Raw genomic sequence first — 19,504 nt, forward strand, 5'->3', positions numbered from 1 at the left:
CGCGCGAATAGCGGTGAGGGCGGTCCGCCAACGTGGTTCAAATGTCGGTCCTGTCTGCAATGTTCACCGTATCTTCGAACTTGACCCAGAGCTAACGTACCCCGGAGGCGTGGAGACGGGCCCTTGAGGGGTCGCGTGTCGAAGGAAGTTGAAAAATTCTCAGATTAATTTGAACCGTCCTGTGGTGGCACGCGACCAACGCATATCCCGGTGAATTCGGGCGTATCGATCTGGAGGTCTCAGGCTCTGGTCAGCGCTCAAAAAACAGCCGAGATGTTTGTTTGAAACGCTATATGGATGGATTACCCAATGCCTAGCTTTAATTTTTTCAATCTTATTTTTGGTGACAGAAACGCCCACGGCACAGGCAAGAATGACCTGATTATTGGAACGTTCGGCGATGACAATATTTCTGCAAAGGATGGAGACGATGTCGTCTTTGGCCGGTTCGGGGATGACCGGATTTCTGGGGAGGCTGGCAACGACAAAGTCTTTGGTGGTCTCGGTGAGGACACACTCGAAGGTGGCGACGGTGAAGACCGTCTGCTGGGGGGGGCGGGTGATGACGTCGTCATTGGCAACAAGGGCGATGACAAGATGTTCGGCGGCCACGGTGACGACCTTCTGGTCTGGAACAACGGCGACGGCTCGGACCTGATGGTCGGTGGCAAAGGCTATGACATGCAGCAGGTCAATTTCGACACCGATCTCGTGGATGATGATCTGCAAAATGACGATGTGGCCGAGTTTTCGGTGACCGATAAGGGCATCCAATTCGCCCGCATTGAGGTGAACGGCCAGACCGAGCGTGGTCTCTTCCAGCTCGACATTCGCGAGACCGAGGTGCAGGAGACCAACTTTGGCGGCGGCCACGATACGGCGGTGATCACCGGCACCGTGCTGGACGAGATCAAGCTCGATCTCGACGGTGGCGACGGGATCGACACGCTGGATCTGTCGCAGGCTGCTGATGCGGTCAAAGTGAACCTCGCCAAGGGTGAGGTGAACGGCCACGTCGCAGAGAACTTCGAAAATGTCGTTGGTACGGCCTTCGACGACAAGATCGTCGGGGACAAGCAAGACAATATCCTCTCAGGTCAGGACGGCGAAGACAGGCTTATCGGTCGGGGAGGCGACGACACCGTCATCGGCAACAAGGGCGATGACAAGATGTTCGGCGGCCACGGTGACGACCTTCTGGTCTGGAACAACGGCGACGGCTCGGACCTGATGGTCGGTGGCAAAGGCTATGACATGCAGCAGGTCAATTTCGACACCGATCTCGTGGATGATGATCTGCAAAATGACGATGTGGCCGAGTTTTCGGTGACCGATAAGGGCATCCAATTCGCCCGCATTGAGGTGAACGGCCAGACCGAGCGTGGTCTCTTCCAGCTCGACATTCGCGAGACCGAGGTGCAGGAGACCAACTTTGGCGGCGGCCACGATACGGCGGTGATCACCGGCACCGTGCTGGACGAGATCAAGCTCGATCTCGACGGTGGCGACGGGATCGACACGCTGGATCTGTCGCAGGCTGCTGATGCGGTCAAAGTGAACCTCGCCAAGGGTGAGGTGAACGGCCACGTCGCAGAGAACTTCGAAAATGTCGTTGGTACGGCCTTCGACGACAAGATCGTCGGGGACGCGCAGGACAATGTCATTCGCGGTGGTGCCGGCAATGACATCATGCTGGGCGGTGACGGCGCCGACACATTTGTCTTCTTCGAAGAGGATGCTGGCATCAATCTCATCCTCGACTTTGAATTCGGCTTCGACCGTTTGGAATTCGTTACAAACGATCCGAATGTCACGACCGACAACCTGCTGGGCAACATGACCCAGGTTGGCGACGACGTGGAGATTGCCCTCAACAACAAGGTGATCACCGTCGAAGATGCGCTGGTCAACGACTTTAGCGCCGCTGATTTTCTGATTGCTTAAGTTACCTTAGTACTGCGGCGCGGCCCCGCCAGTGGAAAGCTGGCGGGGTATTTTGGTATCTGGCAGCGTCATCGCCCAGAGCAAGAGCGAGCTTCACCTAGTCTGATTAGCTGTAGCCTCTGCGCAAAAGAGTGTCCCGACGGTCGGTTCGGCTGGCTGAGCAAGCAACGCTGAAAAGCGGCCTTTGCTCAGTCGCTGCAGATGTCATTTGCGAGGGCAAGACCATATCCGAACACCGGGTCGCGCCCTTCTGGGCCGAGTTCCGCGCTGGTCGTGGCCAGCCGGTTGCGCACATCCGCAACACTGCGCGCCGCAATGACAGAGGGGTCGGCCACCAGGCGCGCTGTGACAAAAGGTGTGGCAATCGATGTGCCCGTTATCAGGCGTGCGGGGCCATCAATGGGAACCAGGATGTCCACACCCGGTGCCGCAATATCCACATGTGAACCGCGCACGGCATCACGATAGATGCGCCCGTCCGCATCAACCGCCGTGACGGCGATCACGTCGCTGAAACCGGCAGGATAAAGCGGATCAACTCTTGGTCCGTCATTCCCTACCGCCGCTACCAGGACAAGCCCGCGATCCGCCGCCCGGACGACGGCCAGATCCAGAAGCTTGTTGTAAGGTCCCGCAAGAGCCAGATTGACGAACCGCACATTTTCGTCGGCAAGCCAGTCAAGGGCACGCACCAATGCGTCAGCGCCTGCGACCGGGCCCGACGCCTCGGGCTGGCCAAAGACATTCGCAGCGTATATCCTGACCCCTCGAAGACGATCCGGGTCTGCCAGAAGTGCCGCCACATCCGTGCCATGTGTTGCGGCAGCGGCATTCCCATCAAAAAACGTTCTGGTGACAACCTCCGCCCCTTGCAAGGCAGGCGAGGAGGTATCGATCGCGGTATCAATTATGCCGATCGGCGCGCGCGCGCGACATCCGCCTTCTTGCCAGCGCATCAGGGTGTCAGCATAGTTCAGCGCCCCGGGGGCTTGTGTCACCTGTTGCAGGCGATAGGCATGGTTGATGCCAACAGTAGATTCGGGAACCGCAGCTTCCAGGGCCTCAATGGCCTCGGCTCCGGTGACGCCATCGGGCATTCGAAATGTAAGCATCGTCAAGCCAAGCCCGTCGAGGCGGTGCGCATCAATCTCTTGATAGCCCCTCGATTGGGCCGTCTGGCGCATCCGATTGGTGGATTGAGCATTGGGCAGTAACGCAATCACCTTGCGCACTCCTACAACGTCTGTTCGCTCGGCTGCCGGGGCGGCACGATCTTGCGCTGGCGCGCAGCTCGTCAGTGTCACGCCAAGGCAAAGCGCAGCCAGAGCCTGAGATTTAAGTGCCGCGTGAAACATGGACCGCCTCCCTCTTGAAAGGGCAGCGCATCACGGCCTCGCCCCAGACAAATTTGTCGTATTGATCTGCGTGTTGATTCATCGACGAGCTAAAAACCGGCTGCTCTACACAAATAACTTTGAACCACTCTAAGGGATTGTGCGACAAACAAGTAACCTTTGCAACGATGCGGACAAACCGGCATGGAGCGCGACCAGGACATACTCGACTACCTGCAAGACCGGCTAGGCCCCTCGGAACGTGAGACGTTTGAAAAAACGATGGCGCGGGATGCGTCGCTTGCCGCCGAGGTGGCGGTCATGCGGGCGGTTCGAAGCGAGCTTGACGCGTCACCCAAACACGCGCAGGCCGAGGCAGTCTGGGATCGGCTGTCAGTCGAGATCGATGGTACGCCACGCGCCGCCAACGACAATCGCCAGGCCTGGCGACATGTGCTGCGCTATGCAGCGGTTGCGCTGCTCGCGATTGCCGTCTGGCAGTTTGCCGTCGTTCCACGCATCGGCGAGGCACCGGGCGGATTTCGAACCGCCAGCGAACAGGTCGACGACTTCGCACTGCAGGTGAAATTTGTCGACGGCGCGCCTTTCGGCGACATCTCCGACCTGCTTGGCACGCTCGGCGGGGTGATCTCGGACGGTCCAAGCGCGCTCGGCCTGGTTCGCGTCTCTTTCCCGGATGCCGCGGCGCGCGCAGCGGCGCTGGAGGCGATGCGTGAGCAGGTCGATTTCGTAGAGTTTGTGGCAGAGTGACGCAGTTACCTGCGCAGGCCCTTTTCAAGACAGCGCATCAGCGCCTGCTTTGCATGATGTATCCGTGTCTTGATTGTTCCGACCGGGACGTCTTCGACTTCCGCAACCTCGGGATAGGTCAAGTCCTCGAGGAACGCGAGGCGAATGGCAGATTGCTGCGCGCCGGACAGCCCATTGATGCAATGGTGTAACCGTGCCTTTTCGGCTGCGGCGATGGCGGCGGCCTCGGGATTAGGCTCGGTATCCTCAATGTCGGGCATCTCATCAACGAAAGACAACTTGCCGCGCCTGCGCAGGGCATCAACCAGTTTGTTGCGTGCGATAGAAAAGAGCCAGGTCTTGACGCTCGACCTGCCGGCAAAGCGGGATGCGGATCTCCAGACGTCCAGCATGGTGTCATGCACGCAATCCGATGCGAGCTCTGCATTGCCACAGCGCGAAACTGCAAATGAATAGACGGCATCATTGTGGCGCATATAAAACGCATGCATAGCGCGTTTGTCACCAGCTCCCACGCGTTCAATCAATTCGGTATCATCCATGGTCGTTGGTCCGTACCAGGCCGAAAATCGTGTCAAGACGAGGCATGCCACCCGAAGGACAAGGGTTCAACCGGTAACTTCCTGCTCATGTCGCCCGAATGAGGGCGGACCAAAGCTGCCTTTGATCGCGAGCAGGGATGTCCATTCCATCAAAGCCCTTGCCGCCCAATGTGACTATTGATCAGCCTGTTGACCCAAGATTTCGTTGATTGCGGTTAGTACTTCCTCCGCATTGCCCTGCTCCGCAAACAAAGTCCTAAAGAGAGCATGCAGTGGATAATCGGGCCAGGCCTCTTCCAGCAGCAACATAGTAGCGCGCGCTCTTTCATGTTCGCCAAGTCTTTGATACCCGGCTGCAAGATATCCTATCGATATGGCGCTGACAGGATCGCCCCGCCTTATGGCCTCGTTGAAACGGTCCACCGAACTCTGGAAATCTCCCATGTGGTAACTCGCCGATCCCAGCACGCTCCGATAGGGGAACCTCCTGCTGGTGTTATCGCTGAGCTGCGCCCGTTTTGCGGACGCGATGGCGCGCTCGAATTCGCCGCAAAAGAGCGCAAATAAGGCGTCGAAATTGGTGACATGTATATCGTCTGGCGCAAGGGACATTGCGCGGGTCGAATGCGCGACGGCTTTGTCGAAGTCCCGATGTGCAAACGCGACAAGCGCAAGCGCCGAGTGGCTCCAACCCTCGTCGGGACCGATTTCGATGGCTTGATCGGCCCGCGCGCGTGCTTCTTGGAACAACCGCTGCTTTTCGTCCCCGGGCGGTGAGGTGATTGCTAGGATGCCAAGCGCCTGCGCAGCTCCCGCATAGCCGCCGAAGTAAGTCCGGTCGAGCGCGATGGCCCGGTCAAACATTCCGCGCACGGCCTGAAGCCTGTCGCGATCCAGCACCGGAAACATCAGCGGTCGCGCTTCGTTGGCCAGGTTCACCGCCTGCAATTTGGTGGGGTTGGTCGAAAACAGAGCCTCCCTGACTGCCTGTTGTTTTCTGACGCTCTCGGACAGCGCGGCCCCATCCGGCGGCGCTTGAGCTGTCATGAAGATGAAAAGAGCTCCTGCACTGACAACAAGAACCCCCAGAATAGCGGCGCCCCGTAACCAGAAGCGCGGGACAGAGCGCGTACCGCCGTCTTTCTGCTCAGATGCGAGAACCTCGAATCTGGGAACATACCCGCCGGGATCGACATGAATGCGAAGGGTCTGGTCTTTGCCAGAGTTTGAGTAATAGTCCGCCAGTCGTCGGCGCATCCGGCCCGCATCGACACGCACGACAGCCATGGGATCACCGCGTTCGCCCAGCGATCTGCCATAGACATCCTCGGCGATGGATTTGGCGCGGATGTCGTCGGACTGCCCCGCCAGAAGCGTTTCCACGACATAGCGCAGGAAAGACTGAAGCCGTTCGGCCCCCTCAAACTCAGAGCTGGCCAGAATCGCCTCCAGCGCCCTTCGAATTTCTTCATCCGTCAGGTCGTCCCGGACCGGATCTCGCTCCGTCTGCGCTTTTGAACCCCTCGATGGCATCGCTTCGGTGGCTTTCAGGTGGCGTGTAAATCTCTGAAAACAAACGTGTTACGTCGTAACATACGCCAAGAAACCTGATTATGGAAATTAAATTGCGCGATACTGGGCTTGAAAGGAGGGGGTCACGTCGTTGGGGGGTATCGCCGGGATCACACAGCTTGAGGTTCAGAGTGGATTTGCTTGCGAGATCATTTCCGGATCAGGTGAACGAGATCGGACGTCTGCGCAGTTCCGATACGGTCTTTGCCCAGATTTGCAGTGACTATGAAAGCTTGATGGCGCTGCTGCCGCGCGATGCCAACGACCCGACCTACTCCGACATTATCGACAGTCTTCATGGGCTGGAGGACGAAATTCGACATTGCCTCGAAGCGGCATCCACGATGCCGCGTGGCAGCCAGTGAAGGCGAAGACAGACAACCGGAAAGGCGAACCAGATGCTTGCCAATCTATTATTCTACGTCGGGCTCATCGTCTCGTTGACCATCGGCTTCATGTATTTCCGCGATCTGGGCGATATCAGCCAGATGGTGCTGAAGGTGAAGCGGAACAACATGATCCGCTTCATTCGCAACGAAAACACCTATATCGCCGCGGGCATCGGCGCGCTTGCCCTGATGCTTATCGGCCATCTGATGGGCGGCGGTCCCGGCTGGCTGTTCTTTCTGGGCGCGCCAGCGGTGACGCTGCTGATCATCTTTCTCTTTGTGTTTCCTTGGGTCTGGGTTCATATCGGCCTGCGAAACCAGCAGGGAAGCGCGCGCTACTATCCCATTTCCGAAGCCCGGGATTTCATTAACCCGTCCGCGAGCGTTCTGGTGATCGAGAATAACGGCCATGCGCGCGCCCATTCGGATGCCCAGTTGATGCGGCCACATCTGGCGGGCAACGCCGAGGGGCTGGGCGGCGAAGACATCGTGATGACCTATTGTGCAATGGCCAATCTGGGGCTTGCCTACAAGCCCGTCATCAACAGCAAGCGGCTGGACCTCGAAGTGATGGCGCAGCACGGCAACAACCTGATCCTGCGCGACAACACTACGGGAGAGCCCATCCAGCAGATTTACGGGTATCTTGACAGCGACGCCTCGAAACAATCCGCGATGCAGCCTTGGCCCACTTTTAGGATGAGCTTTCGCGGGTTTCAGGAAGCCTATCCCGATGGCGAGGTCTTTCTGAACAAGCCTTCCTCAAACCCACTCTTGCGGCTCTTCGATATGTTCACCGAAACCGTTTTCTCGTCCGGGATCGCGCGCCAGCATCAGGAGGCCGCACCGATCATGGACAACATGAGTCATAGCGACGACCGTCTGCCCAACAAAACCTATGTTTGGGGTGTGACGGTCGGTGATTACGCGGTGTGCTGGACTGACGATTACATCGCCAACCAGCGGGGTCTGATCAATGCCACGGTGGGCGAGCGTGATCTTGTCGTCTCTTACGACCCAACCTATGAGAGCGTAGGCGTCTGGTACAACGATAGCGGTACGCCGGTCACTCAGATCGACTTTTTCGGTAATGCAAATTGCGGAAAGCTCAGCCGTGTCGAAACTCTTCGTTCCGGGATGTTCTGGCATGTCTGGGTCGAGTTCTTTCCTGAAACGGATATCAACCGAATTAACACCAAAGACTCTGCCCATGTTGCCGAAACGAGGGACACCGCATGAATAGCCAGTACAAAAATCCAGCTAGTTCACAACGCGCTGCTCGGCGCCCGTCAATTGCCGGGACGGTGCCCATGACTAAGACCGATATGAAACTTGCAGGAGCCATTTCAGCGTGCGTCTGTCTTGTATCCACGACCTTGGCGGCGCAGGACGCACCCATCATCCATGACGCTGAGTACTACATCCTGGAAGCTCAGAATGCCGAGCAATGGGCCAAGGACAATGCCGAGGTTGACCACTTGCTTGAGGCGTTTCGGCAATCAAACAACGGCAATCCGCCCAACATTCTGAACATTCTGATCGACGATATCGGTTTTGGCGATCTGGGTATTCCCGAACTCAATGCCGTGCGCGGGTATTCTACCCCCAACATCAATGCGTTTTCGGACGAGGCGATGCGGATGGTGCGCATGTATACCGAACCCTCCTGCACGCCGACGCGAGTCGCGATGATGACCGGGCGACTGCCGGTCCGCATGGGGATGGGCGATACCACGGTGGATATCGCCGGGTTTGGGCTGCCAGCGGATGAGCTCACATTGGCCGAGGTTCTGTCCGACGCGGGCTATGCAACGGCGCATGTGGGCAAGTGGCATATGGGCGATATCCCCGAAGCCTGGCCACATAATCAGGGATTCGACTGGGCCGGTTTCCCGGTACATCAGCAGGGTCAGCTGACGATCTACAACGATGACGCAATCAAGGAGCAGGTGTCGGTCGGGATTTCTGATTTCGAGGACCGCTATATTTTGGACGACTTCTTTCGGCCCGACCCGGCCGCCATGGTGACCGGTCTGGAGGCGGAAAGGGGCGAGCTCGCGCGCGAAGTCGGGATGAGCACCGGCGAGCGCTGGAACGCCGCAAAATATGACGAGATGAACCAGCGCTATCAAGATCAGACGCTGGAGCAACTTCGCGCGCTTGCGGACGGAGAGAAACCTTTCTTCCTGCAATACTGGCCGCTCGTTCCGCTGGACAACACAAGGGCGGGCCGTGACGGGCCGCAATCTCCGAATGGCGGCCTCTATGTGGACAAGATGCAGCAGCTCGACAGCTGGCTGGGCGACATTTTTGCCGAGATGGACGCGCTTGGCATTGCAGAGAATACGATCGTGATTGTCATGGGAGATAACGGACACTTCACCAAATATTCCCCGCAATCCGGTTTCACCCCGATGGTCTTTGCGGGCGGCAAGGGCGACGTGTCCGAAGGTGGCATACGGGTCGACAGCTTCATCCGCTGGCCCGGCATGATCGAGGCGGATGGGATTGTTGGGGATATCGTCCATGTGTCTGACCTCTATACGACGCTGGCCCGATTTGCCGGCGCAGAGGCAGGCATCCCGCGGGACCGGTTGGTGGATGGTGTCGATCAGTCGGCGTTGCTGTTGCTGGGTGAGACAAAGGGCAGGCGCGATCACCTTATCGTCTATTCCGTCCATACCCCACGGGCGATCATCAAGGACCAGCTGAAGCTGCGCATCCCGGGCTCAGGCGAAAGTGCTATCCTGGCGGATTTCTTTGATGTCTATCGCGATACCCACGAGAAATACCCCGTCTCGACCGAGGTGGGCGCCTGGGGTGGGCAGGAATTCGTCCGCATCCTCGGGCGTCACCTGAAGCGCAAGGAAAAGTATCCCGATACCGAACCCGCCCGCGGCGTTCCCTATGAGGGCATCGAAAACCTGCGCCCCGAGACGCAGGCCGCGGTTGATGCCTTCCTGATCAAGCAAGCCTCGGTCGGCAAGTGATCCGAGTTGTGTATCCCGCGGCGTGACTGGGCCTCTGGTTGCGTCGGACGCCCTTGCAAGGAGATTAACAGATGGCCATAAGAAACCGCGCGCATGCCGCATGTTCCATTGCCGTTTTCGGCCTCCTGTCCGGCACCGCATTCGCCCAATCGCTGCCCGCGCCGGGCCAGAGCGAGGAGGGTTGGCGGCATACGCTGGGCTTTTATCTTTTTACACCGCTCAGAACCACTGGCACATCAACCGTCGCCGGAGTATCGGCCGATCTCGACCTCAATCTCGGCGATGTGTTGGACGTCCTCGATTTCGCGGCTGCCGGGCGATATGAGGCTTGGAACGGAGACCTAGGCATCATCGTCGACGCCAATTACGTGGGCATCGAAGAAGACACAGTGCTTCCCGGCCCGCTTGGGTCAAGCGTGAATGTGGATGTCCGCCAGAAATGGTTCGCGCTTATGGCCGCCTATCGTGTCGCGGACGGAACCTATGGAGCCGATAGTCAGCGCTACACGTTCGATATCCAAGGCGGCGTCCGTTACAACTCGATCCGGCAGGAGATCGATATCACCACGCCAGGCCCGGGTGTACCGCCGGTTCTTGGCGGCGATCAGGACTGGATCGAGCCGGTCATCGGCGGCCGCGGCATGTGGCGCCTGAACGAGCAATGGACGACCATCGCGTCGCTAGATCTTGGCGGGTTCGGGGCGGGCGGGAACGACCTACAGATCGGGGCGAATGTGGGGTTTGACTACCAGCCGTGGGAGCGGACCGCGATCACGTTCGGATACCGCTACTTTAGCATCGACTACAGCGACACGCTCAGCACCGGCGACTTCGCCTATGATGTGACGCAGCACGGTCCCTATTTTGGGTTGAAGGTCTTTCTTAACTGAGTCTTTCTATCGCCGGTTATCCAGATTGCTCACCTCGCACAGGTGCTTAGAGGTGGCTAGCCTGATCTGCATGATCCGGCTTGATTGTTAGTAAATCACAGGCCTGATTTCCATCGATACGATTTTTTGGGGGGTGCTGGTAACCGCAGAGCTATTTGACAACCGGCTGCTCGAAAAGCCTCAATTCGCGCAACCGCAAAGACAGTCGGTTTCGTCTGCGGACTCACTTCAGGCTTTGCGTTCCCAGCGAGTGGCCGCAATGCGGGCTGTGACCGCAGAATGTTGAAGGCGGTTCGAAGGTACGGAATGGGCCGGCTCCAATGCTTGGCCTTGTCGAGCGTCGCTGGAGCCAGAACGCGCTATTCCTTCAGAATGCGTTCATCTATCATTCGGCAATGCGCAGTTCCAAACTCATCCACACAGTGAGTGCCCACGCCGCAGGCGAAGTGGGAGAAGTCATCGTCGCGGGGGTTGCGCCGCCGAAAGGAGCAACCCTCTGGGAGCAGCGCGCTTGGATTGCAGAAAGTGGCAGCTTGCGTCGGTTTATGCTGAACGAACCACGAGGGGGCGTGTTCAAACACGTTAACCTACTTGTTCCGCCGAAAGACCCGACAGCCGATTCGGCGTTTATCATCATGGAGCCAGAAGACACGCCGCCGATGTCTGGGTCCAATGCGATGTGCGTGGCGACGGTTTTGCTGGAAACGGGCATTTTGCCGATGCAAAGCCCTGAAACGCGGCTGACGCTAGAGGCGCCCGGCGGTCTTGTTCAAATTCGCGCGGAATGCTTGGACGGGAAAGTTACGCGGGTCGCAATTGCCAATCTCCCAAGTTTCGTTGATCGCTTGGGCGTGCAGCTGTCGGTACCCGGTCTGGGACACATTTCGGTCGATACGGCCTTTGGCGGTGATAGCTTTGTGCTGGTGGATGCCGACGCTTTGGGAATCTCGCCTGTACCCGCGAATGCCCGCCGGTTGGCGCAACTTGGCGCTCAAATTACTGATGCCGCGAATGAACAGTTGGGCTTTCATCACCCCACCTTACCGGATTGGAAGCATATCTCGTTTTGTGAGTTTACTTGGCCGGTCCAGCCGGGGCCGGTTGCTCAAAACACGGTCGTGATCAAACCAGCAAAGCTGGACCGTTCCCCCTGCGGTACCGGAACCTGTGCGCGCATGGCGGTGCTTCACGCCCGCGGAGAGTTGGGGATTGGCGAGACCCTCATTTCTCGCTCTTTGATCGGATCAGATTTTGAAGGAAAGATCCTGCGGGACGTCATGGTCGGTGAGCGCCGCGCAATTATGCCGGAGATTGCTGGGCAGGCGTGGATCACGGGAACCCATCAGTGGATGCTTGACCCTTCGGACCCGTGGCCAGAAGGCTATCGGTTGAGCGATACCTGGCCCGGGACCGCCAACCGAGTTCTGACACGCGGTCTGCTCCCCAAGCCATGTAGTAGTTGGGTAGGTTAAGCCTGAGCAGGCCGGTGTGTGACACCGATCAGGGAAAAGCCCTTGAGGAAATGCGCCTGCTGAGGCGCCCAAATGACCGGGTCAATCTGTGTCACCAACTCGTAGCCATGAACCACCAACGTCACCGGCAGAAGAAACCCGATCAGCAGCCATCCACCCAATCGAGGACGCTACTTGAAGAGGATCATCGCGGCACCCACAAGCTCAACAACCCCGGACGCCCGCGTCAAGTGTAGCCGCTGTATTTGCTGAATAGCCGGTGTGGTGGGACAAACCAAGTCGCTCTGCAGGTCGCGCAGGTCACGTTCACAATGTCGGAGGCAGCCAGATCTTGAAGTCTGATCGAGTAGGCTGGGCCAAGCGTGATTTCCCGGTAATGCATCGCGAACAACTTGCGCTGAGCATTCCGTCAATCTTCCGGCGTTCGATGTGTCGCGACCTTCAGGTGAAAATGCTCCGGATCGCCAGTCAGCTTTTTAGCCAGAACGTCAATGGCAGTCAGAACGTTTCGCGCGGCTCTGTATTCCGGGGACTTGATTTTCGCTTGCGTGCTGACCTGGATCGCACCGGTCCGACCAGTTGCGACCTTTTCTAGGACCTCTGGATCTGTCGCAAGCTTTGGCGAGGATCAAAGCTATCGCCCTGATTGGGCGGAATTATCCAGCGAGGCCTGCAAATTTTGCACTGCCCCCTTAAGACTGGATCGTTTGAAGCTGGAGTTTTCCGTTAAGTTTCCCTGACTGGGAGAGGAGCGAAATCGCCTGAAAGCGTCGAAGTTCACGGAATCGCAAAAGCATTCGTCCTGAAGCAGGGCGAGCAAGGTGCGCCGGTTGCGGAGATCTGCCGGAAGGCCGGGATCAGGCAGGCTACCTACGTCAATTGGAAGAAGAAGTATGGCGGCTTACTGCCGGACGAGATGCGTCGGTTGAAGGCGCTTGAGTACGAGAACAGCAGGTTGAAGAAGATCGTGGCGGACCTGACGCTGGATCGGGAGATGCTTCAGGATGTCATTCGCCGAAAGCTCTGAAGCCTAGCCGTTTGCGCGAGATTGTCACCGGGATGTGCGTTGATTGGGGCGTATCGATCGGGAAGGATTGTGGGGCCATCTGTTTCGACACGTCCACCTACCACGACAAGTCCCGGCGGACGGATCAGGCTGCCGTAGTGAGACGGATCAAGGAGATTGCAGAGACGCGTGTGCGCTATGGAAACAGGCGCGTGCACGTCCTGCTTCGACGCGAAAGCTGGGTGATCAACATGAAAAAGACCCGTAGGATTTACCATGAGTTGGGCATGCAGCTGAGGAACAAACATCCAAAGCGCCGGGTGAAGGCCAAGCTCCGAGAAGACCGCCACGAGGCAGTCGGGCCGAACGATGTCTGGGCGATGGATTTTGTTTCACGATCAGCTCGCCCTGGGCAAGAAGCTCCGCATCTTGACCGTCGTCGATACCCATTCCCGCCTCTGCCCGGCGACCGATCCGCGGTTCAGCTATCGGGGCGAAGATGTCGTGCAAACGCTCGAAAGGGTCTGCGGGCAGATCGGCTATTCAAATACGATACGGGTCGACAACGGCAGCGAGTTCATCTCTCGCGACCTTGATCTCTGGGCCTATGCCAACGGCGTCACGCTAGACTTCTCGCGGTCAGGGAAACCCACGGACAACAGCTTCATCGAGGCATTCAACAGCAAGCTCAGGGCGGAGTGCCTGAACGCGCACTGGTTCGTGAGCCTTGCAGATGCCCGCAAAAGTTGGAGGATTGGCGTCAGCACTACAACGAGGACAGACTCCACAGCGCAATCGGATACAACGTCCCGATAGCCAGCATTATCCCGATGGCGTCACCAGCCCGTCATCGGGACAAATCTGGAAAATTCCAGCTTCCGGCGATCCAAAGTCGGGGAGCAGTGCACCGACCGTCAGGATCGTGGTTTCGTCACTACCAATGCCGGGACTTAACACCTAGGGAAGCAAAATGCAGCTATGCAAAGGCGCTGAGCACAAATGAAATTTCTTGCGGCTGCTCATAAAGCGCGAGCTGGCCGGAGCCACCGAGCAGCGTTAGTGAAACCCCATCGTTTTTTGACGCAGCGTCTTCGATTCGAGACGGCAATAGGAAACTATGTGAATCACCATGAATAAAGCGGACGGGTGCAACTGACGCCACGGCGTCGAGGGCAGCCGACCAATCGGAACCCCAATCCCCCACATCTCGAGCGATTTGGGATGGGTGTTTGAAACAGTAATTCAGGTTCGCCAGCATAGTTTGCCGGTAGTACGGTTCAGACATAAGCTTGGCGTCTACGGGACTGTCTCGAAAGAAATACTCAAGGATCCTATCTTGGCCATATGAGCCGGACCGAAAGACCCGGGCCGCCGTGTGATAGCCGAGCGTCAGACCTGCCTTTGCAAAGCGCGCCGCCCTGAAACTTCGTTTGATCGTCTCGGGAGAGTCGTCGAACTCGGCAATGTTGTGCGTCGGGGCTCCCGTCGAGATCAGGATCAGCCCACCAACAGAGCCTCCTCGTTCAAGAACAGCTTGGGCAGCCTTGGCTGCGAGGATACCGCCCTCCCGGTGCCCAATGAACAAGGCGTTGGGGCCGGCCTCCTTTTGTAGGCGATCGATCCAGCCCTCGATGAGCGCGATGCTTGCATCCTCGTCTGCTCGGGCTGTCTCGCCCCGAAATCCTGGCCGTGCGGGTGCCATGATGGCCAGTCCGGCGTCCGAGAAAGCTGCACGCACCGCTTTGGTTTCTTCAGGCAAGGACGAGGTCGTGAAATAGATCGCCGGTCTTCCGGCACCGTATCTCACAACGTGTAACTTCCCGGCAGGTTCGATCCATGTCTCGGACTGGAAGTCGCTTGTCAGTTCATCGTCTTCGGGTGTAGCGTCCGCTTTTCTCCCGACCTGGCCCAGAATAGTGAGAAGCTGAACGAATTCCGTCTGGCGTCGGGCCCCGGATTTTGTCAGCAATGCCTTGATATGGCTTCTGACGGTCGCCAAGCTTCGGTTGAGCGTCGCTGATATCTCTTGTGCGGTGCGCCCCTCCAGCAATCCCCGCGCAACGCGCAGTTCTGCATCACTGAGGTTGAAGCGCGCCTTGAGTTGATCTGAAAACGCGTCGTCCCATTCCAAAAGCGATAGCATAATCATGGTATCCGCTTTCGGATTCTGCGCTTTGATCGCCGCTGTGACCGAAGCCTCTACTGTCAGATAGCTCGGGCCACCCTTAACACCTTGGCATCGGTAAGCGCTGATTTCTTCGGCACCCAAGTTCTGCTTTGCAGTGTGCCTTGATCCTATCAAGTGCTTGAGATCAACATCACCCCGGGCAATCATTCCGGATGCTGCTGCATTGACGGCGACCATGTGATCATCCGCATCCAGAACGATCAATGGCGCTTGTGTGTTCTCAATCGCAGATACCCGCGGCTGCTTGTCCTCCAGACGCTCCGAGGCTGACAGAGCGTCCTCGAACTGTGGTGAGATGGTCTTGAAGGCGACCTCTTCTACGTCGATGAATTCTTCACACCAACGATCCCATGCCTCAAGCAGATCATCAAAGCGTTCGGGCTCGATCGCCGCTCCATAAGCGGCAGAAACAAGCTCCAGTACTCTGTCTGATCGGTTAACGTTCATCTGCGTTGACTGTTACGCGCTTGGCCTTGTGGCTATCTTGAAACTGGTCCAGAGCAAAACGCCCGTGACGGCGAGCATATCAGTCACCGACGAGAATCCTCAATATTGATGATTGAAGGCGATGCCCCAAGCAGCTGATTTATTTTCTATTCGACATTGTTTTTGGCTGCTTAGGGATAGCCATCCAACGCCAGCAGCATTGATTCAGGGGGAACTATCATGGCGACCGTCAAGGCCGGAGCCCTTATAACAGGTAGCTTTGGGTTCGAAGAATTCGGGGCCGGTTTGGCAGGCGGCGATTTCAACGGAGATGGCATCGCTGATTTGGCTGTGAGCTACCGTCAGATTGGATCGTCCCGCAGCGACAGCTCATCTACAGTTCAAATTATCTTCGGCGGCAACGGGGTTCTGGAAGGCGAGCTGCAAGCTGCATCGCTGGCAGGAGGACAAGTTACCACATCCGGGGTCACCGACATTGGTGTTGGCGTGGGCGTTCCCGGCCCCTTGTCCTTTTCGGACGTCAATAGCGACGGTTTGGTCGACTTGCTCATCGGTGCGCCACGCGCCCTCAGCACCACTGCGCTGACAGGGGGCGCGGGCTATATCTTGTTCGGACGCGAAGGCATCGGCACGTTTTCATTTGGTCTTGGCAATCTTACGAACGGCGTGGATGGCCAGGGATTCTTCTCGACCGGTGGCCGCAATGCGGGCAGTTCTATCGTTGATCTTGGTGACGTGGACGGCGACGGACAGAACGAGTTGTTCGTGGGCGTCCCATTTGGCCAAGCGCCCGGTAGCCCATCCTTGGCGGGTTTGGGATATATTTTTGAGCGCCCGAATGATGCAGTCACCGACCTTGCCGATGCGTTGAACGAGCCGCCGTCGTTTGACGCCAACATTGTTGTGAGCAGTGAACGTGCCTTTTTAGGTGAAGACGCTGCCGCACTTGGTGATGTGAACGGAGACGGCCTCGCCGACTTTCTGGTAACAGGCCGTGGTGCCATCGGTGGCGGCACGAGCCCCTTTTCCGGCAACAATGGTGAGGCATATGTGATCTATGGCCAGCAAGGCGGCCTTCCTGACACCATTGATACCTCGCAGCTTGACGGGACGCTTGGAACGAGAGTCTTTGCCACTGATATCTTTTCGATAGCGGACCGGGCCGAAGCGGCGGGCGATGTGAACGGTGATGGCCTGGCTGACTTTCTACTAATGGATGCAGGCCCAAGCACAGACGAACCGCTCGTCTATGTGGTTTACGGTGTCGACGGAGGCTTGAGTTCCAGTATCGACCTGTCGACGTCGGATGGTGTCAGCAAACTGGGTGGCGTTTCGTCGGCATCGAATGCGAATGGCGTCGATATGGCGAGTGTCGGCGATGTAAACGGCGATGGTTTCGACGACATTCTGGTGTCGCGGGCGGGCGGTGGCCCGAACGGTGCTGGCGAAACGGCGCTTTTGTTTGGTTCAGCGGAAGGTTTTGGCGACACGGTAGACCTCGATAGCATTCCGCTGGGCGAGGGATATCGCTTCCAGGCGCCCGCAGACCAGTTTGCTGTCGGGTTTGCTGTGACGGGGCCGGGGGACCTGAACGGTGACGGCATAAACGACATCGTCATCGGCGGCCCATTCTATAACCCGGCCAGTAACGCGGATTATGACTTTGATGCGCCCGGCGCAGTATACGTCGTTTACGGTGGGGCAGAGCGGTTTGCCGCGTTAGATGCGCTCGATGGAACGGACGGACTCATCGCGCTGGAAAATGTCTCCGGTGATATTGAAATTGATGACGTGTCGCAGCCGGTGACTTTCTCGCTCGGAGACGATTTCATGGTTGTCGAACGCAATGGCGAAGACACGACATTCGCTGTTACCGTGACGCGCAGTTCCGGCACCGGCGCTGCAACGGTCGCATTGGTATCCTCCGGTTCGGCGCTGAGCGGAACTGTTGATGCGGACTTTTCCCGGATCGGTGGCTCGAACAGCTTTGCTGATGGCGAGACAGAGATCACAATCCTCTATCGCCTGACCGACGACCTGAAAGTGGAGTTCGCCGAAGAGATCGTGTTCGACCTCTCTATCGTGTCCTCTGACGAGCCCGCTGAAGTGACCAACGGCCAGCAGGTTGTGACCATCCAGGACGATGATGAGATTTCGTTCTTCAGCCTCGGCAACGACTTCACCATTGCTGAACTGAACGGTCAGGACACAACCTTTGCCGTCACGGTCACGCGTAGTTTTGCCGAAGGTGAAGCAGAGATCTCTCTTTCGACGTCCGGGGCCGGGGCAACGGATGCGTTTCGTTTTATTGGCTCAAACACATTTGCGGATGGTGAGACGGAAACACAGGTTCTGTTCCGGCTGATCGACGATACTGAAATCGAGCTGACAGAAGACCTGATAATCGATTTGTCTATTGTATCGTCGGACGCGACCGCCGAAGTGGTCAACGGGCGGCAAATCGTTTCGATCCTCGACGATGACACACCGGTCACCTTCAGCATCGGCGCAGACTTAACTGTGTTCGAGGAAAATGGCGTTAATACAGGCTTCACCACCTTTGTTACGCGCAGCTCCGGCGTGGGAGAGGCGGTTGTTAACATCGGGCTGGGTGGCACAGCCACTCCCTTTGGTGCCAACCGCGACTACGAGCTAGTTGATACTTCGGTGACGTTCTCAGACGGTGAAACAACCAAGGCAGTGCGCGTCAACCTTGTGGACGATGCGATAGACGAACCAGATGAGACTATCGAACTGGGCATCATTGTTGCCTCTTCCACGGGTGTCGCCATCGTCGAAGATGGAACGCAGGTCATCACAATCGTGGATGACGACGACGCCGCGCCGATTGTCGGTGGCTCGCAAAGCGATCGACTGATGGGAACGTCAGCTGACGACAGGATTGCTGGTCAAGGTGGCAACGACACCGTATTTGCGCTTGGCGGCGACGATTTTGTCGTCGGCGGATCGGGACGGGACTTCCTTTTTGGTGGCACCGGAAACGATACGCTGAATGGCGGAACAGGCCCGGATTTTCTCATTGGCGGCGCTTGGGACGACCGGATATTTGGCCAAAGTGGCAATGACGTCCTGCGCGGCAATGATGGTAAGGACACTATCAGCGGTGGCAGTGGCGACGACCGCCTGTTTGGCGGGGAAGACAACGATGTTCTGTCTGGATGGGTCGGTAATGATCGGATTGAGGGCAATTCCGGCGCGGACCTCATATTTGGCGGAGACGGCCGCGACACTGTCTTTGGCGGCTCAGGAAACGACCAAGTTTCGGGCGGCGACGACCATGACGTGATTTTTGGCAACTCCGGCGCAGATACGCTCCGTGGCGAAAATGGCGACGACTTTCTTGCTGGCGGTTTCGGCGACGACAAACTCGGCGGAGGTTCTGGCAACGACGAGTTGGATGGTGGTGCTGGCGATGACACGCTGACGGGTGGTTTTGGCGACGACAGGCTCTTAGGCGGCGACGGAGACGATCGCCTGTTTGGTGCTTCCGGTATAGACTTCCTACGTGGCGGTGTTGGAGATGACAGCATCAGTGGCGGGAGCGGAAACGACGTGCTCAGCGGGGAAAGTGGGAATGACTTTCTCATCGGAGGAAGCGGCCGTGACAACATCCTTGGCGGCTCTGGTCGCGACACCATCATTGGCGGGACAGGCGACGACACTCTGACCGGAGGTGGGGGTCAAGACACGTTTGTATTCAATGCGACATCTGGCGTTGATCTCATCCGAGACTTCCGCGACGGGTCGGACCGTATTGAGATCACATCCGGGGCAACCAGTTTTTCCGATCTCCAGATCACCAGCGGTGGGGACGCTGTGATCATCAACTATGCGGCGGTCCAAATCGAGCTTGACCGCTTCGACATCAACTTCCTAGATGCATCCGACTTCCTCTTTAGCTGAAGTCAGGGATGTGTCGCAAACTTCTGGAACGGCCA

At 57.6% G+C, this 19,504-nt stretch carries 13 protein-coding genes and 1 pseudogene; 10 read left to right on the forward strand and 4 right to left on the reverse strand.

All coding sequences use genetic code 11. From position 1 onward, the window contains the following. The first annotated feature begins 309 nt into the window (after positions 1-309). Positions 310-1,944, forward strand: coding sequence for a calcium-binding protein (locus Q5Y75_RS22940; RefSeq protein ID WP_306201936.1), 1,635 nt, complete (start codon positions 310-312; stop codon positions 1,942-1,944). A 188-nt stretch (positions 1,945-2,132) separates the two neighbouring features. Here Q5Y75_RS22940 and Q5Y75_RS22945 read toward each other — a convergent pair whose 3' ends face one another. Further along, complete coding sequence (locus Q5Y75_RS22945; protein ID WP_306201938.1) at positions 2,133-3,299, reverse strand: S8 family serine peptidase; 1,167 nt, start codon at positions 3,297-3,299, stop codon at positions 2,133-2,135. A 183-nt stretch (positions 3,300-3,482) separates the two neighbouring features. Here Q5Y75_RS22945 and Q5Y75_RS22950 point away from each other — a divergent pair, with 183 nt between their 5' ends. Then, entirely contained in the window at positions 3,483-4,049 is a 567-nt protein-coding gene (locus Q5Y75_RS22950; RefSeq protein ID WP_306201940.1) for a hypothetical protein, read from the forward strand. Positions 4,050-4,054: 5 nt separating this feature from the next. On the opposite strand, the gene Q5Y75_RS22955 is transcribed toward Q5Y75_RS22950, so the two are convergent. Together Q5Y75_RS22955 and Q5Y75_RS22960 are read right to left on the reverse strand one after the other, a co-directional pair. Further along, the gene (locus Q5Y75_RS22955; protein WP_306201941.1) at positions 4,055-4,591 is read right to left on the reverse strand and encodes an RNA polymerase sigma factor; all 537 of its coding nucleotides are present in this window, start codon (positions 4,589-4,591) and stop codon (positions 4,055-4,057) included. A 174-nt stretch (positions 4,592-4,765) separates the two neighbouring features. Then, positions 4,766-6,124, reverse strand: coding sequence for a tetratricopeptide repeat protein (locus Q5Y75_RS22960; RefSeq protein ID WP_306201943.1), 1,359 nt, complete (start codon positions 6,122-6,124; stop codon positions 4,766-4,768). 170 nt (positions 6,125-6,294) lie between these two features. Here Q5Y75_RS22960 and Q5Y75_RS22965 point away from each other — a divergent pair, with 170 nt between their 5' ends. From Q5Y75_RS22965 to Q5Y75_RS22995, 7 genes and pseudogenes are all read left to right on the forward strand, one after another. Beyond that, entirely contained in the window at positions 6,295-6,528 is a 234-nt protein-coding gene (locus tag Q5Y75_RS22965) for a hypothetical protein (protein WP_306201946.1), read from the forward strand. A 33-nt stretch (positions 6,529-6,561) separates the two neighbouring features. Then, the gene (locus tag Q5Y75_RS22970; protein WP_306201948.1) at positions 6,562-7,791 is read left to right on the forward strand and encodes a DUF3179 domain-containing (seleno)protein; all 1,230 of its coding nucleotides are present in this window, start codon (positions 6,562-6,564) and stop codon (positions 7,789-7,791) included. 71 nt (positions 7,792-7,862) lie between these two features. Then, complete coding sequence (locus tag Q5Y75_RS22975; RefSeq protein WP_306201949.1) at positions 7,863-9,542, forward strand: sulfatase-like hydrolase/transferase; 1,680 nt, start codon at positions 7,863-7,865, stop codon at positions 9,540-9,542. A gap of 71 nt (positions 9,543-9,613) precedes the next feature. Beyond that, positions 9,614-10,432 (forward strand): hypothetical protein, encoded by an 819-nt coding sequence (locus Q5Y75_RS22980; protein ID WP_306201950.1) that lies wholly within the window; start codon positions 9,614-9,616, stop codon positions 10,430-10,432. Positions 10,433-10,827: 395 nt separating this feature from the next. Further along, positions 10,828-11,904 carry a trans-3-hydroxy-L-proline dehydratase gene (locus Q5Y75_RS22985; RefSeq protein WP_306202098.1) on the forward strand — a complete coding sequence of 359 codons (1,077 nt, stop codon included), beginning with the start codon at positions 10,828-10,830 and terminating at the stop codon, positions 11,902-11,904. A 331-nt stretch (positions 11,905-12,235) separates the two neighbouring features. Further along, a complete protein-coding gene (locus Q5Y75_RS22990; RefSeq protein WP_306201952.1) occupies positions 12,236-12,499 on the forward strand; it encodes a hypothetical protein in 264 nt (87 codons plus the stop codon). Between the two features lie 166 nt (positions 12,500-12,665). Then, positions 12,666-13,725, forward strand: a pseudogene (locus tag Q5Y75_RS22995) (IS3 family transposase); the annotation flags it as partial. 161 nt (positions 13,726-13,886) lie between these two features. On the opposite strand, the gene Q5Y75_RS23000 reads toward Q5Y75_RS22995, so the two are convergent. After that, positions 13,887-15,545 carry a LuxR C-terminal-related transcriptional regulator gene (locus tag Q5Y75_RS23000; RefSeq protein WP_306201956.1) on the reverse strand — a complete coding sequence of 553 codons (1,659 nt, stop codon included), beginning with the start codon at positions 15,543-15,545 and terminating at the stop codon, positions 13,887-13,889. A gap of 219 nt (positions 15,546-15,764) precedes the next feature. Between Q5Y75_RS23000 and Q5Y75_RS23005 the strand changes: the two genes are divergently transcribed. After that, positions 15,765-19,469 carry a Calx-beta domain-containing protein gene (locus Q5Y75_RS23005; protein ID WP_306201958.1) on the forward strand — a complete coding sequence of 1,235 codons (3,705 nt, stop codon included), beginning with the start codon at positions 15,765-15,767 and terminating at the stop codon, positions 19,467-19,469. The last annotated feature ends 35 nt before the right edge of the window (positions 19,470-19,504 follow it).

The organism is Ruegeria discodermiae (assembly GCF_030758345.1).
GTDB lineage: Bacteria > Pseudomonadota > Alphaproteobacteria > Rhodobacterales > Rhodobacteraceae > Ruegeria_C.

Excerpts from the sequence above, each read along its gene's own strand:
- Q5Y75_RS23000 (WP_306201956.1), bottom strand. The coding sequence starts at position 15,545 with ATGAACGTTAACCGATCAGACAGAGTACTGGAGCTTGTTTCTGCCGCT.
- Q5Y75_RS23005 (WP_306201958.1), top strand. The coding sequence starts at position 15,765 with ATGGCGACCGTCAAGGCCGGAGCCCTTATAACAGGTAGCTTTGGGTTC.
- Q5Y75_RS22975 (WP_306201949.1), top strand. The coding sequence starts at position 7,863 with ATGACTAAGACCGATATGAAACTTGCAGGAGCCATTTCAGCGTGCGTC.
- Q5Y75_RS22970 (WP_306201948.1), top strand. The coding sequence starts at position 6,562 with ATGCTTGCCAATCTATTATTCTACGTCGGGCTCATCGTCTCGTTGACC.
- Q5Y75_RS22985 (WP_306202098.1), top strand. The coding sequence starts at position 10,828 with ATGCGCAGTTCCAAACTCATCCACACAGTGAGTGCCCACGCCGCAGGC.
- Q5Y75_RS22980 (WP_306201950.1), top strand. The coding sequence starts at position 9,614 with ATGGCCATAAGAAACCGCGCGCATGCCGCATGTTCCATTGCCGTTTTC.
- Q5Y75_RS22955 (WP_306201941.1), bottom strand. The coding sequence starts at position 4,591 with ATGGATGATACCGAATTGATTGAACGCGTGGGAGCTGGTGACAAACGC.
- Q5Y75_RS22960 (WP_306201943.1), bottom strand. The coding sequence starts at position 6,124 with ATGCCATCGAGGGGTTCAAAAGCGCAGACGGAGCGAGATCCGGTCCGG.
- Q5Y75_RS22950 (WP_306201940.1), top strand. The coding sequence starts at position 3,483 with ATGGAGCGCGACCAGGACATACTCGACTACCTGCAAGACCGGCTAGGC.
- Q5Y75_RS22945 (WP_306201938.1), bottom strand. The coding sequence starts at position 3,299 with ATGTTTCACGCGGCACTTAAATCTCAGGCTCTGGCTGCGCTTTGCCTT.
- Q5Y75_RS22940 (WP_306201936.1), top strand. The coding sequence starts at position 310 with ATGCCTAGCTTTAATTTTTTCAATCTTATTTTTGGTGACAGAAACGCC.